Genomic DNA, 13,013 nt, shown 5'->3' with positions numbered 1-13,013 from the left:
CCTGACAGTGATTTGATTATTTCGTTTAGGTGTCGTACTCATGATTCGTAGTCAGTAAGTGAAAAATTGAAGAAGCCTGGAGTACCTGGCTTATGTGAACGCAGGAGCTGGAAGCAAGGACTGATGAACTGTTTCTGTGTCTTTCCCATGAAGGGGCAGAGATAACGCCACTGCTTATCGCTTTCGTTGGCGTAGTGGATTAGCGTTCCAATCCCAATGGCAGAAGTCTCGCTGAAGCGTTCCCAGTTCTGCTCCATATAGGACCAGGCTCTCCACTAGTGACCGTCGTCAAACCGTTAACAGGTTGCAAGCCATGGCTCCTCGAGGTCATCACTGATTCCTCGACAAGCCATACCAACCTTGGCAGCAACAGTGACCACGGTCATTCCGCAGAAGCTGACGAATAATCAAGCCAGCAGGAGCTATAGTTTCAGTGGACATAATTAATGATCATTATTGATCTTTACATAGGTAATGCGCATAGGCACAGCTGACAGCAATTTGGATATCAATCAATTAGCTACGCTTTCAACAATACAAAGAATTATTGACATTGTGGATAAGCTTTTGAAATCTTATCCAGGCTCTTATCCCTGCGAATTCTGCTCACCATGCATCTTGAGCAGGCGCTCAAGTATTACGTTATCAACGAACCTTTTGTCTTTGGTACTCATTCCAGGCACCTTGTCCCCGTACCAGTCTGCGTCCCATTTTACACTCTCCTCTCTCTGGATTTGCGTGAGTGTATTTACTATTTCTTGTTCATTGTTCGCCATAGATACTGCAGCAACAAACCACTTCTCCGCAGCCTGATAGTTCCTCACTGCTTTGTTTCTGTCTTCAGCTGCCTTTCCCGTGGCATCTCTCTCATTTAAGAGCAGCACAGCCAGCACGAAGGAGATCACCACTAAAGCAAAAGTCAAACTGTTTCACTCGAGATATAGATACTTTAGTTCTATGCGCTCAGCAGTTCAAGCGCCTGCTCTGTTGCTGACTGATTGAGGAGAGAAACAGATCCAAATGTCGCTTTCATCATCTGCTTGGTCTCACAACATTCTTCAAAGACTCTCGCCGTCTTATTCACAAAATGAGCAGGGGCTGATGACATTTCACCTTGACGACGTTCCAGGTCATACAGGCAATAGCTGCTTTCACAAACGACAGGCTCGGTATCGACGAACTCAACATCAGCTACGCAAATTAACTGGTACAAATGGAGGTTCAGAGACTGATGAGGATTGCGAGATATCTGATGACAATCCCCAGAGAGCTCAATACGATCTCTGCAAAGGTCGGGGCACCATGAATCAAGGGTCCTCACTGCTTATCACCCTTGGATTATCGGCTGCAATCCTGAGTGGATGCGGTGCTTCTGAAAAGCAAGAAGTATCCACAGCAAGTCTCCAACCCCGTCGGGTTTCTGCCCTTGGACGAATCGAGCCTCTCGACGGAATCCTCAAAGTGAGTCTTCCGAATTCACTCAGCAACGACAGCATCCGCCAGGTTCTGGTGGAGGAAGGAGAGGTTGTTGAACAGGGTCAGCCCCTCGCTCTGCTCGAGACTCAGCCCGTCCTCAAAGCGAATCTGATCAAGGCGGAAGCCGAGGTCACAGCATCACAACGGGCACTGGATGCTCAGATCTCAGTGATTGACCGCTACAGAGCTGAACAGCGTCGGGCTCAGGCTGAAGCAAGCCGCGGCAGGGAGCTTTACCAGAATGGTGCGACCAGTCTTCAGCGCTATGAAGCGCTTCAGGCCGACTCGGACGCAGCCCTGGCGCAGCTCAACGAGGCACTGGCCAACGAGATGACGCTCAAGGCGGATGTGAACGTCAAACAGGCTCAGGTGAAGCAGGCCAGGGCTGACCTGGACCAGGCGACTGTGAAAGCCCCGTCAAAAGGCACCATCCTTGAAATTCTGGCTCGTCCAGGAAACCGAGTCGGAGAAGACGGACTGCTGCTGCTGGGCGACACCACCAGGATGGGCGTGGTTGCTGAGGTTTACCAGAGTGATCTACCCGAAATTCGTCCTGGGCAAACGGCAACCATCAGCGCCAACGGCTTCCCCGGCAGAAGCCAGCAAGCCACGGTCACTGAGATTGCACAACAGATCAGCAGTCAAAGCGTGGCCACCGGCGAGGCTGGCGACAAGGTCGACAAACGGGTGGTGAAAGTAAAACTTGCTCTCCCGAAAGAAAGCCTGGCCATCGCCAGCAGAATCAACAACCTCCAGGTGAACGTTCTGTTCAACCCGCTGACGGACGAGCAACGTCGCATCAGACCCCAGCAACCCTGAAGGTAGTGTTGTGAAACTGATCAAGCGCACTCCAATCGCCTGGCTTCAGTTGTCTCATCGTCCTCTGCGCCTGGCCGCGGCTCTGGCAGGTGTGGGATTTGCCAATGTCCTGGTGTTTTTCCAGCTCGGTCTCTCCGGAGGGCTCTACGACAGCCAGAAACGGCCGATTCAACAGTTCAACGGATCTCTGGCTGTGATCCCTCGTCGGTACACCAATTTCGGAGAACCCGCTGGTTTCCCCAGATCACGGTTGACGCAGGTCCTTGGCTTCCAGGGTGTGCGTGGAGTCAGTCCTTTGCGACTGGGCAAACTGCAGTGGTTGAATCCGAAGACTCAGGAATCAACGCAGGCTTTGGTGATGGGCGTTGACCCCGGCAATCCTGCGCTGAAGCTTCCGGAGCTGACGATGCAGCGATCGTCGCTGCAACTGCAAGCTGGCGTTCTGTTCGACAAGGCTTCCAAAACATCAGCCGGACCTGTGACTTCAAGCCTTGAGCAGGGTCAGTCGTTCACCACTGAACTCAATGGTCAACGCACCAGTGTGAATGGGTTGTTTCAACTTGGCCTCACCTTCGCTGCTGATATCAATCTGATCACTTCAACCAGCAATTTTCAGAGTCTTTTCCCGGAACGTGATCCCGATGAAATTCAGATCGGAGTGGTTCAACTTCACTCTGGTGCTGATGCCAGCGATGTTCAAAGCCAACTGAACAAGGTTCTGGGACCTTCGCTGCAGGTTCTCAGCATGGAGGAGCTGCAGCTGCGGGAAGTGAAGCATTGGAAACGCAACACATCTTTCGGATTGATTTTCGGTCTTGGAGTTCTTGTGGGTTTCAGCGTTGGCGGAATCGTTGTTTATCAGATTCTTTATTCAGAAGTGAGTGAACACATCAGTGAATATGCCACCATGAAAGCAATGGGATACGACGATCGGTTCGTTGTAGCGATTATTATTCAAGAATCGGTGATACTTGCAAGTCTCGCTTTTTTGCCAAGCCTGCTTGTTTCAACTCTGCTTTACAGAGTTCTGATGCAAGCCACTGGTTTGCTGGTGGTGATGTCGTTCAGTCGTGCCGCACTTGTATTCACCATGACGCTGCTTCTTTGTTCAGGCTCAGGTTGGCTGGCCACATCAAAGTTAAGGCGCCTTGATCCAGCCGATGTGTTCTGATCATGAGTGAGCAAAAGCCATTGGTTGAAATCAGGAATTTGAATCACTGGTTCGGAGATGGAGATCAACGCAAACAAGTTTTGCGGTCAATCAATCTCACGGTTCAACCAGGAGAGATCACAATTCTGCTGGGGCCTTCCGGATCCGGCAAAACAACGTTGCTAACAATGGTTGGCGGACTGCGCTCGGCGCAGGATGGCAGTCTGCGAATCTTCAACGAAGAATTACGGGAAGCATCGAAGACCAATCTCACAAGACTGCGCCGCAAAGTGGGTTTTATTTTTCAGGCTCACAACCTGATGCCGTATCTCAACTCTCAACAGAACGTCCGGCTTGGATTGGAGGTAGTCCCTGAATGGCTGGAGCGAGGCCAGGCGGCCATGAACGATCGCTGCAACGAGATGCTTGAGCGGGTGGGCCTTGGGGAACGCCGCGAGTACTTCCCTTCAAAACTCTCGGGTGGGCAGAAGCAACGCGTTGCGATTGCCAGAGCACTTGCCGCTTCACCCCAGCTGCTGCTCGCCGATGAACCCACCGCCGCTCTCGACAAGGACTCCGGTCGCGATGTGGTGGATTTGTTCAGGGCCCTGGCCCGTGACACCAAGACCGCAATCGTGATGGTGACCCACGACAACAAAATTCTCGACATCGCTGATCGGATCGTGAAACTCGAACAGGGCTCGCTGGTGGAATGAGGCCTTCCTGATGTCACCAGCCAGGCTCATCGAGGAACCGCGTCAGTGGCATCGTTGAGAATTAGCGTGCAGACCGTTGAATGCGAGGCCTGCTGACAACCATCCGCGGATCGCAGTCCCCTGAGGAATGGAAGGCCTGCCTGAGTCTGGTAGGAGCGGCATTGGCCTTCAGCCTGATGACCGTTTGCGTCAAGCACCTTGGAGGTCGCTTGCCAGTCGCTGAGGTCGTGCTGATTCGATCGCTGATCAGCCTCGTGATCACGCTCACCATGCTGTCACGACTGGGAGTGTCGCCCTGGGGCCACCAGAGGGGATTACTGCTGGTGAGAGGTGTGCTCGGTACTGGCGCGCTGTTGATGTTTTTCCAGGCCATTTCCAGCCTGCCCCTGGCCGCAGCCACCCTTCTTCAGTACACCTACCCGACCCTCACAACGGTTTGCGCCTGGGCCTTGCTGCGGGAACCGGTACGCAAGCGCATCAGCCTGGCGGTCGTGCTGGGACTGTTCGGCGTTCTGCTTGTCGTGCAGCCTGAATGGGCAGGACAGACGATGGCAGGGCTTCCGCCTCTCTCGGCACTGATCGGACTTGGTGGAGCCCTGCTAACCGCTCTGGCTTACGTGAGCGTGCGCCAACTGTCTGTGCGGGAGCACCCTCTGGTGATCGTGTTCTACTTCCCGCTCGTGTCCGTACCGGCGACATTGCCGTTACTGGTGAACAAGGTGGTGCTGCCAACAGGAAGCGACTGGCTGTGGTTGGTGGGAGTCGGTCTGCTCACGCAGATTGGGCAGGTTTGGCTCACCGAGGGGCTGGCGGCTCTGCCAGCGGCGCGCGCAACTTCGATCAATTACGTGCAGGTGGTGTTCGCAACCCTCTGGGGTGTATTGATCTTTGCTGAACCGGTGACAGGTACCGTCATCGTCGGTGCCCTTTGCGTGCTTGGCGCCACGCTGATCAGCCTCAGTGCCAAACAACGTCAGGCTGGATCAATGGCCAGCGGGTAAGTGATCCAAGTCTGGGAACTGCCGTCATCGGATCCACTCGGCAAAGCCAGTCGCCAGCTCTGGCCGCGTTCACCCCGCTCGAGAAACAGCTCGAAGGGACTATCGACCTTGACCGCATCTCCGGACAATCGCCAATCGAAGCGTCCAATCAGATGCACACCTTTCTGATCACCAATGCTCAAACTCTCCTGCTCCTCAAGACGGACCCTGGTCACCTCTGGAGCCCCAGATGCCTCGAGGTCCAGCGACTGGGCGATCGCACTCTGGGTGAGCTGAATCTGCTGACCCAGGGCGCTGAGAATCACACCACGCGGAGGGCGATCGCCAAGTGAACAGGAGCTCAGCCCGAGGCAGATCAGACATGCCAGCACCATGTTCAGAAGCCATCTCTGCGTGCGGCATAGAGATTGAATCACTGCAAAACGTCGTGAACGATCAGACGCGCTGAAATCTGCAATCTCGCTGAACTGGATGCCAATCATTGCTGGTGTCTGGAGTGATCACCCTGGAAGAACCACTCCAGGCTAGTGGCAGCAGGAATGCTGGAGCCACACTCTTCTGCCTGAAGAGAACATGGCCCCGCTTTCGTGACGCTCAACAACTAGTCGCTCGCTGAGGCAGCAGCCATGTTCCGCTCCCTGTTGAACATGAAAAGACCAAACGAAAAAGCAAAGGAAATAGCAAAGGTAACTGCAATATAGAGATACCAGAACTTCATTTTTAAGCGAATACCTTCAGCCGCGTAAAACACAAACGACGCAATCAGCACAAGTGTGAGATCTGCAGCAATAAAACCTGCAGAGGCATTGGCCCAGACTCCCTGCGAAAACAAATTAACGATTTCAATTGGGTCTGTCAGGCCTAGGGCTTCTGTTTCTTGAATGAACTGATAAATGCAATACCAGGGCCACGCAATACCAGCAAGTGCAGTAGCCCCATAAAGGCCAAGTCGTAACTTTGCCATGTGTCAGAAATCAATCACCCACGATCTCACAGGATAAGCACCAATCAGGTGACGAAAGCTACAAAGACTAAGCAGGGAATAGATTCTTCTGTGGATTGATCAAACAAGTCATTCAAAGACGACGTCATTCAAAAGATCAACGCTCTGAACCTGCCCAAAGACCTTCGTGAGAGCCATGCAGAGGATGACCCGGATGCTGACGCCCCTCTGCGTAATACAGCTTTTCTGCCATCAGATCACCAACCAACGGGCGCGCATCCGATTTCAAAGGGAAAGCCATCAGAACTAGGGCAGCAAGAGAAGCAAATAATTTCATATTCAGCCACAAATAAAAACGTGGAAGCGATCAACATCGTCGACCAGAGCTAAAGCTCCAGGTTCTCCAGCCAGGATTGGCTGAATAAAGCGGAGCAGGGAGCTTGATGCCAAACGATATAGAGGGGTTGTGTTATTCAAAGAGTTCACAACCAGGTGATTCTTTGTACTCCAGCTTCAGGCCAACGTGAAGTGAGGAGAGCCGCCCTAGAAGGTACGGTCAGCGACTTGAAAAACAATCTGCAACGCTCGCTCCCCAGCCCTAGACCATTGTCATGAGAGCAGAGCAGTCAGAACACCGGGTGAACAGCAATCGTTATTCGACGACAAGCAGGGCAGGCCATTTGCTGCTGAAGATGATTCTCAAAAGCAAACAAACACCACTTGGCGATGATTCTCACTTGCAGACAATTCAGGACCGATGTTCAACTTTGAGACATTTCTGAGCGCCAAGAAATAATCCATAACAAAACAATCATGCCGTCGGCGCAGAAGCTGACTAAGCCGCCGGTGGCTCAAGGAATCACGTTGTTTCAAGAGGCTTAGGCGAGCACACTGTGAATGGACGAGCCGATGTCACAGCAACTGATGGACCTGATACAGGCTCAACCCAGGATGGAAAGCCCATGGGCTGCTGGATCCTTCACGACCGTCACCTGGTTTGGCCAACGCGACGCGGATGCCGGCGTGACCCTGAAGCTGCATCAGCAAAGCCAACCGATGCAGAACCAGGCTGCACGGCATGCAGTTGATCGGATCTCCAAAGATCAGACCGTTGAACGCAACAACTTTGAACCACCGCTACAGATCTGGAACGTCATCGGGGATCTGGTCAATGAAATGTTCTCCGTGGAGGCAGAGATCACGTCACTGATTCAGCAGCTGTGCCTAAGCGGTGAAGCTGATCAGGGGCTGAGCACGACAGTGTTTCATGATCGCGCTGGCGGCGGACAATGACAATCGGAGCACGAAGCGGCTGATTCGCTCCAACGCATAAAGTCGCTGAAAATCAGCCTGCGGCATTGAAGATCAACGATGCAGACCCAAGAAAAGATGATCAAATAGGGCGAAACTGACAATCTGAAGACACCACCATCAGCAAGATTGGCAGAACGCCAGTTCACAACGCATAGTCACATATAAAGATGTCAATAACAGCACAAAACACGATCAATGCGATTTTTTAGCAATGCTTGATACCGTTTAAGCAGACAACTCATGAAAACATATGGAACATTATTAAACTTCCAGAGATTCACAATTGAACTGCATCAATAACGAAGCCATGAACAGACACTTCAAAAGTTCAGGGACGAAAAGGATTCCAAACAAATCGGGGCAAGCCCATCGCGATTCCTGGACTGGGTATGAATCCCCTCAACGCCGGCGCTACCTGCGCAGCCTTAAGGACCTGGAGCAATCCGAACAGAATCAGCCCGCCTGAAGCCAGGTTTGCAGAAGCGGTATTTGGCAACAGTTTTCAACCTACCAAGCAAGCGAAATCGACACCCCTACTCTGCAAGGCTGCCAGGCATTGATCAACGCTCTAAATCAAACTGTTCTGCCCTGAATTGAGCTTTTAGCGGCATGATTGGAATCGATCAGTATTCAAAGGACAGGAGCGTTTCATGATCGGCTGGCTTCAGGGTGAAAGGATCCAGACCTGGGAGCAGGGAGGCCGCAGGGGTGTTGTCATCGCCTGTTCAGGGGTCGGTTATGAGGTGCAGCTGACCAGACGCGACCAGGAGGCTCAAACAGGTGACAACTGCACGGTCTGGATCCATCAGGTTCAGCGAGACGACGGTTCAACCCTCTATGGATTTCCACAGCAAAGGGATCGAGATCTGTTTCGAACCCTGATTGCAGTGAATGGCGTAGGCCCCCAGATGGCCCTCTCCCTGCTCGATTGCTGCTCAGCGCCGGAACTGGTGATGGCGATCATTGAAGGGGACCTGAAGCGGCTGACCCAGGCACAGGGAGTCGGCAAGCGCACCGCCGAGCGGATCGCTGTGGAACTGCGCGATCGCCTTGGATCCTGGGCACCCGAGGCCAACGAGGCATCACTGTCCATCGTGGACCGCAGCGACGTGAAAGCCCTCCCGATTCAGCCTGATTCACTCCAAGAGCTGCAACTCACCCTCGAGACTCTCGGTTATGAGGACCTCGAGATTCGACGGGCCATGCGGGCTGTTGCCGGCAGTTCCGAGGTGCCTGAAGACAACGACAGTGAAGGATGGCTGCGCGCCAGTTTGCGTTGGCTCAGCGAATCGGCCTGAGGGGACCGCGGGAAGGTAAGTTGGTTCTTTGCTCTGTCAGGGCCAGAAGCCGCGCATGTCGCTCGATACCACCGAAAAGCAGCAGCTGATCAACACCCACCAGACCCATGCCACCGATACCGGGTCGGCTGAGGTTCAGGTGGCCATGCTGAGCGAGCGCATTTCGAAGCTCAGCAGCCACCTCCAGCAGAACAGCCACGACTACTCCTCTCGTCAGGGGTTGTTGAAGATGATCGGTCGCCGCAAGCGGCTGCTCAGCTATATGAGAGGCAAGAGCGAGCAGCGCTACACCAGCCTCATCGCCAAACTGGGGATCCGCGGTTGAGCCGCATCCCGGAATCTGCATGAGCCATGGCTGAAAAGCGCGATCCTCTTCCCTTTGAACCGCGTCGTTCAGCTCCAGAAACCACCCGTAATCAAGCGATTCCCAGAGAAGTGGCCAACAGAATGGCCCGACGCGTTGCCATTGCCACAGGGGTTCCATCCCTGATGGGAATGGCCGTCTTTGTGATCAGCTACCTCGTGGTGAGTCGAGGCATTCTCGATGTGCCGCCAAGCATCACCCTGCTGGGCTCGGGCTTCTTCTTTCTGTTGGGCCTGGTCGGCCTGAGCTACGGGGTTCTGTCCGCCAGCTGGGAATCCCAGCCTGGATCACTTCTGGGACTTGAGCACCTGAAGCCCAATCTGCAACGTCTGCGCAGCTCAGTGAAAGCCCAGAAGCAGGGCTGATCCGGACACCGGTTCAGCGTCAACTCATCAACGGGTCGCTGCAGCTGACGGTGAACGCACTGTTCTGCAGATGTTGCTGAGCCGCGGCCACATCCTTGACACAGAACTGGGGGCCAAGGCGCACATAACGCACCTCGGGGCCTTTGCGCACGGCAGCCACCACGGGAACGCGCACACCAAGCTCATCCTGATCCGGACGATGGGCCTGGAGGCACTCCCTGAGTTTGTGCTGAACCGCCACATCAGAGGCCTGATCAGGATCCAGCTCCACCAAAAGCAGACGCAGATCATCAATTGCGCGGCAGTCATCCACGATCAGTTGCACGCGTTCATCGCGTCGATCCACAGCGGCCCAGACCAGCAATCTGGCCTCAGCCATGAGGTGATCGGAGAGCCTTGCATAACTTTTCGGGAACACCACGGCTTCACATGAACCGGTGAGGTCCTCAAGCTGAAGAATCGCCATGCGATCACCTTTTCGGGTGGTGACCTGACGCATTTCACTCACCATGGCGATGGCACTGACCTTCGACTTGTCAGCCTGCTCTTCCAGACTGGCCAGTCCGATCGGTGCCAGCAGACGGGCGGGTGCTGTGAGCTGCTTCAGAGGATGATCGGAAAGATAGAAGCCCACCAGGTCCTTTTCGAGCTTCAGTTTTTCGCTGGGGTGATAGTCCTTCACGGGAGCTGCCTTCGGGGCAAGGCTGAGATCCGTGCTGGTGTCGGTTTCATCCTCTGCGGGGGCCGCCATCAGATCAAAGAGATTGCCCTGACCGCTGGCACGGTCCCTTGCCCGGGATCCGGCCCAGTCGAGCAGGAGATCAAGATCGGCAATCAATTGAGCGCGGTTGGCTTCTGGCTCCAGTGCGTCGAGTGCACCGCAATGAATCAGCGATTCCAGGCTGCGCCGGTTGAGCACGCTGGAGGGAACCCGATCACAGAGATCAGCGAGTGACTGGAAGATTCCATCGGATTGCCTGGAGCGAATCAGGGCACGGATCGCACCATCACCAAGATTGCGCACGGCTGACAGTCCAAAGAGGATGCGGCTGTCCTTAGGGGTGAAGTCGGTTCCCGAGGCGTTCACATCCGGCGGCATCACTTCGATGCCCATGGCGTTGCAGTTGGAGATGTACCGCTGAACCTTGTCGCTGGCTCCGGCATTCACCGTGAGCAGCGCTGCCATGTAAGCCACTGGATAGTGCGCTTTGAGATAGGCGGTTTGGTAAGTCACCGCTCCATAGGCCGTGGAATGGCTCTTGTTGAAGCAGTACTCGGCAAACAACACCATCTGGTCGAACAACTCGTCGGCGACCTTGGTGTCAACGCCTCGCTCCGTTGCTCCCTTCACGAAGATGCCGCGATGCTTCTGCATCTCCGAAACCTTTTTCTTGCCCATGGCCCGACGCAGCAGATCCGCTTCTCCAAGGGAGTAGCCGGCCAGGTCCTGCGCGATGCGCATGATCTGCTCCTGGTACACCATGATTCCGTAGGTCTCGCTCAGAATCGGTTCCAGGGTGCTGTGGGCGAAGTCGATTGCTTCGCGGCCGTGCTTGCGGTTGATGAACTTGGGAATCAGGCCAGCATCGAGGGGGCCAGGCCGGTAGAGAGCCAGGATCGAGGAGATGTCTTCCAGAGATGAAGGCTTCAGATCACGCACGATCTGACGCATTCCGGTGGACTCAAGCTGGAAGATGCCCTCAAGGTCACCACGGGCCAGCAGAGCGAAGGTCCCCTCATCTTCAGGGGGCAACTGATCGGGATCGATCCTCGTACCACTGGTCTGCTCGACAAGCTCCAGAGTCTTGTCGATCATCGTGAGGTTTTTGAGGCCGAGGAAATCCATCTTCAGCAGTCCCATCGACTCCACGTCTTCCATGAAGTACTGGGTGATCACCTGACCGTCGTTGTTGCGCTGAAGAGGAACCAGTTCATCGAGGGGGTCAGCGGCTATGACCACGCCAGCGGCATGGACGCCAAAGGTTTTGTTGGTTCCTTCGATGCGCATGGCCATGTCGACCCAGCGCTTCACAGTGGGATCCTTCTCGTAGCGCTCCTTGAAGTCGGGATTCGGCGACTCGTCGCCGATCATGGCCTTGAGTTTGGCGGGCTTGCCCCTCACCACGGGGATCAGCTTGGCTAGCCGGTCCGCATCACCGTAGGGAATATCCAGGACCCGGGCCACATCCTTCAACACGGCCTTTGAAGTCATACGGTTGAAGGTGATGATCTGAGCCACCTTTTCATCGCCGTAACGTCGGGTGACGTAATCGATCACCTCGCCGCGGCGCTCAATGCAGAAGTCGGTGTCGATATCAGGCATCGACTTGCGTTCCGGATTGAGAAACCTCTCAAACAACAGGCCGTTGCTCACCGGATCGATGTTGGTGATCCCGAGCGCATAGGCCACCAGTGAGCCTGCTGCCGAACCACGACCCGGACCCACAGGGATACTCTGTTCGCGAGCAAAACGGATGTAATCCCAGACAACCAGGAAATAGGTGGGAAACCCCATCTGTTCCATGATCTTTAGTTCGTACACCATCCGATCCGCGTACACCGCCTCGATGGTGTCTGTCGCTGTCAGGTCGAGACGGTCGCGCAGGCCCTGCTCGGTGACTTCTCGCAGATAGGTGACAGGGGTATGGCCATCAGGGATCGGAAAACGGGGCATCTGATAGCGACCCAGGATGTCGTAGTCCTCGACTTTTTCTGCGACGGCAACAGTGTTGGCAATCGCTTCCTGTACCACCTCAGGCTCGAGGTGATCGGCGAAGAGATGGCCCATCTCCTCCTCCGATTTGAGGTATTCGGTACCGGTGTAGCGAAGGCGCTTTTCGTCGCTGATCAGCTTGCCCGTGAGCACACACAGCAGAGCGTCATGGGCCTCCACATCGTTGCGCGTGAGGTAGTGCGCATCGTTGGTGGCCACAACCTTGATGCCCAGTTCACTGGCGATCTTGACGATCTCCACATTGACGATGCGATCTTCCGGCGACCCGTGATCCTGAATTTCCAGATAGAAGTCATCACCGAAAACGCTCTGATACCATCGGGCAACATCACGGGCCACATCAGGTCGTTCACGCATGATGGCCTGGGGAATCTCCCCACCCAGGCAGGCTGTGGCAACGATCAGACCCTCGGAATACTGAGCAAGTAGGTGCTTATCAATGCAGGCGCGTGAAAAAATTCCGCGGCCACGCATGCCACGCAGGTGACTGATGCTGGTGAGCTTGACGAGATTGCGATATCCAACGGCATTTTTGGCGAGCACCACCAGGTGATATCGACGCTCCTTCTTCGGTTGGGGGTCATCAATCGAACCGTTGATGACATACATCTCGTTGCCGATGATCGGCTTCACACCACTGCCCTTGCAGAGCTTGAGCAGCTCAACAGCGCCGTACATCACCCCATGATCGGTGAGAGCCAGAGCCGGCATTCCCAGCTCCTTGGCGCGTTCCACCATCTGAGGCAGCTGGGAAGCACCATCCAGCAGGCTGTAGTCGCTGTGGTTGTGGAGAGGGACGAATGCCATGCACCCAGCCTAGGCGCATGCGCAAG

Annotated in this window: 14 protein-coding genes; 8 read left to right on the top strand and 6 right to left on the bottom strand. The window is 54.7% G+C overall.

Annotation, left to right across the window (positions count from 1 at the left end; all coding sequences use genetic code 11):
• Positions 1-587 precede the first annotated feature (587 nt).
• Together SynBIOSE41_RS07330 and SynBIOSE41_RS17810 are read right to left on the bottom strand one after the other, a co-directional pair.
• Positions 588-905, bottom strand: a complete 318-nt coding sequence (locus SynBIOSE41_RS07330; RefSeq protein ID WP_186540217.1) for a hypothetical protein — start codon at positions 903-905, stop codon at positions 588-590.
• 50 nt (positions 906-955) lie between these two features.
• Positions 956-1,213 (bottom strand): hypothetical protein, encoded by a 258-nt coding sequence (locus SynBIOSE41_RS17810; RefSeq protein WP_222930594.1) that lies wholly within the window; start codon positions 1,211-1,213, stop codon positions 956-958.
• An 89-nt stretch (positions 1,214-1,302) separates the two neighbouring features.
• Between SynBIOSE41_RS17810 and SynBIOSE41_RS07325 the strand changes: the two genes are divergently transcribed.
• The 4 genes from SynBIOSE41_RS07325 (at position 1,303) to SynBIOSE41_RS07310 (ending at position 5,162) form a co-directional block, all read left to right on the top strand.
• The gene (locus tag SynBIOSE41_RS07325) at positions 1,303-2,295 is read left to right on the top strand and encodes an efflux RND transporter periplasmic adaptor subunit (protein WP_186540216.1); all 993 of its coding nucleotides are present in this window, start codon (positions 1,303-1,305) and stop codon (positions 2,293-2,295) included.
• A gap of 10 nt (positions 2,296-2,305) precedes the next feature.
• Positions 2,306-3,466: an ABC transporter permease DevC gene (gene devC / locus SynBIOSE41_RS07320; protein WP_186540215.1), complete on the top strand. Its 1,161-nt coding sequence runs from the start codon at positions 2,306-2,308 to the stop codon at positions 3,464-3,466.
• A 2-nt stretch (positions 3,467-3,468) separates the two neighbouring features.
• Positions 3,469-4,161 carry an ATP-binding cassette domain-containing protein gene (locus SynBIOSE41_RS07315; protein ID WP_186540214.1) on the top strand — a complete coding sequence of 231 codons (693 nt, stop codon included), beginning with the start codon at positions 3,469-3,471 and terminating at the stop codon, positions 4,159-4,161.
• An 80-nt stretch (positions 4,162-4,241) separates the two neighbouring features.
• Entirely contained in the window at positions 4,242-5,162 is a 921-nt protein-coding gene (locus tag SynBIOSE41_RS07310; RefSeq protein ID WP_186540213.1) for a DMT family transporter, read from the top strand.
• On the opposite strand, the gene SynBIOSE41_RS07305 is transcribed toward SynBIOSE41_RS07310, so the two are convergent.
• The 3 genes from SynBIOSE41_RS07305 to SynBIOSE41_RS07295 all read right to left on the bottom strand — a co-directional run bounded on the left by SynBIOSE41_RS07305 (position 5,135) and on the right by SynBIOSE41_RS07295 (position 6,406).
• On the bottom strand, positions 5,135-5,536 hold the full coding sequence (locus SynBIOSE41_RS07305; protein ID WP_370594195.1) for a hypothetical protein: 402 nt from the start codon (positions 5,534-5,536) through the stop codon (positions 5,135-5,137). The two genes, SynBIOSE41_RS07310 and SynBIOSE41_RS07305, sit on opposite strands and share 28 nt — an antisense overlap.
• Before the next feature lie 227 nt (positions 5,537-5,763).
• The gene (locus tag SynBIOSE41_RS07300) at positions 5,764-6,126 is read right to left on the bottom strand and encodes a DUF2834 domain-containing protein (RefSeq protein ID WP_067097931.1); all 363 of its coding nucleotides are present in this window, start codon (positions 6,124-6,126) and stop codon (positions 5,764-5,766) included.
• A 136-nt stretch (positions 6,127-6,262) separates the two neighbouring features.
• Complete coding sequence (locus tag SynBIOSE41_RS07295) at positions 6,263-6,406, bottom strand: hypothetical protein (protein WP_255475995.1); 144 nt, start codon at positions 6,404-6,406, stop codon at positions 6,263-6,265.
• A gap of 608 nt (positions 6,407-7,014) precedes the next feature.
• On the opposite strand from SynBIOSE41_RS07295, the gene SynBIOSE41_RS07290 reads away from it, so the two are divergent.
• The 4 genes from SynBIOSE41_RS07290 to SynBIOSE41_RS07275 all read left to right on the top strand — a co-directional run bounded on the left by SynBIOSE41_RS07290 (position 7,015) and on the right by SynBIOSE41_RS07275 (position 9,446).
• Positions 7,015-7,398, top strand: a complete 384-nt coding sequence (locus SynBIOSE41_RS07290) for a hypothetical protein (protein WP_186540211.1) — start codon at positions 7,015-7,017, stop codon at positions 7,396-7,398.
• 671 nt (positions 7,399-8,069) lie between these two features.
• The gene (gene ruvA / locus SynBIOSE41_RS07285; protein ID WP_186540210.1) at positions 8,070-8,717 is read left to right on the top strand and encodes a Holliday junction branch migration protein RuvA; all 648 of its coding nucleotides are present in this window, start codon (positions 8,070-8,072) and stop codon (positions 8,715-8,717) included.
• Between the two features lie 55 nt (positions 8,718-8,772).
• A complete protein-coding gene (gene rpsO, locus SynBIOSE41_RS07280) occupies positions 8,773-9,042 on the top strand; it encodes a 30S ribosomal protein S15 (RefSeq protein ID WP_186540209.1) in 270 nt (89 codons plus the stop codon).
• Between the two features lie 26 nt (positions 9,043-9,068).
• Positions 9,069-9,446 carry a PAM68 family protein gene (locus tag SynBIOSE41_RS07275; RefSeq protein ID WP_186540208.1) on the top strand — a complete coding sequence of 126 codons (378 nt, stop codon included), beginning with the start codon at positions 9,069-9,071 and terminating at the stop codon, positions 9,444-9,446.
• 19 nt (positions 9,447-9,465) lie between these two features.
• Here the strand turns inward: SynBIOSE41_RS07275 and SynBIOSE41_RS07270 are convergent, their stop codons facing one another.
• A complete protein-coding gene (locus tag SynBIOSE41_RS07270; RefSeq protein ID WP_186540207.1) occupies positions 9,466-12,987 on the bottom strand; it encodes a DNA polymerase III subunit alpha in 3,522 nt (1,173 codons plus the stop codon).
• Between the last annotated feature and the right edge of the window lie 26 nt (positions 12,988-13,013).

It is taken from the genome of Synechococcus sp. BIOS-E4-1 (assembly GCF_014279995.1).
Classification (GTDB): domain Bacteria; phylum Cyanobacteriota; class Cyanobacteriia; order PCC-6307; family Cyanobiaceae; genus Synechococcus_C.
This window is presented reverse-complemented; position numbering and strand designations above follow the sequence as displayed.

Excerpts from the sequence above, each read along its gene's own strand:
- SynBIOSE41_RS07325 (WP_186540216.1), top strand. The coding sequence starts at position 1,303 with ATGAATCAAGGGTCCTCACTGCTTATCACCCTTGGATTATCGGCTGCA.
- SynBIOSE41_RS07315 (WP_186540214.1), top strand. The coding sequence starts at position 3,469 with ATGAGTGAGCAAAAGCCATTGGTTGAAATCAGGAATTTGAATCACTGG.
- SynBIOSE41_RS07310 (WP_186540213.1), top strand. The coding sequence starts at position 4,242 with ATGCGAGGCCTGCTGACAACCATCCGCGGATCGCAGTCCCCTGAGGAA.
- SynBIOSE41_RS07305 (WP_370594195.1), bottom strand. The coding sequence starts at position 5,536 with ATGGTGCTGGCATGTCTGATCTGCCTCGGGCTGAGCTCCTGTTCACTT.
- SynBIOSE41_RS07300 (WP_067097931.1), bottom strand. The coding sequence starts at position 6,126 with ATGGCAAAGTTACGACTTGGCCTTTATGGGGCTACTGCACTTGCTGGT.
- SynBIOSE41_RS07295 (WP_255475995.1), bottom strand. The coding sequence starts at position 6,406 with ATGGCTTTCCCTTTGAAATCGGATGCGCGCCCGTTGGTTGGTGATCTG.
- SynBIOSE41_RS07290 (WP_186540211.1), top strand. The coding sequence starts at position 7,015 with ATGTCACAGCAACTGATGGACCTGATACAGGCTCAACCCAGGATGGAA.
- ruvA (WP_186540210.1), top strand. The coding sequence starts at position 8,070 with ATGATCGGCTGGCTTCAGGGTGAAAGGATCCAGACCTGGGAGCAGGGA.
- rpsO (WP_186540209.1), top strand. The coding sequence starts at position 8,773 with ATGTCGCTCGATACCACCGAAAAGCAGCAGCTGATCAACACCCACCAG.
- SynBIOSE41_RS07275 (WP_186540208.1), top strand. The coding sequence starts at position 9,069 with ATGGCTGAAAAGCGCGATCCTCTTCCCTTTGAACCGCGTCGTTCAGCT.
- SynBIOSE41_RS07270 (WP_186540207.1), bottom strand. The coding sequence starts at position 12,987 with ATGGCATTCGTCCCTCTCCACAACCACAGCGACTACAGCCTGCTGGAT.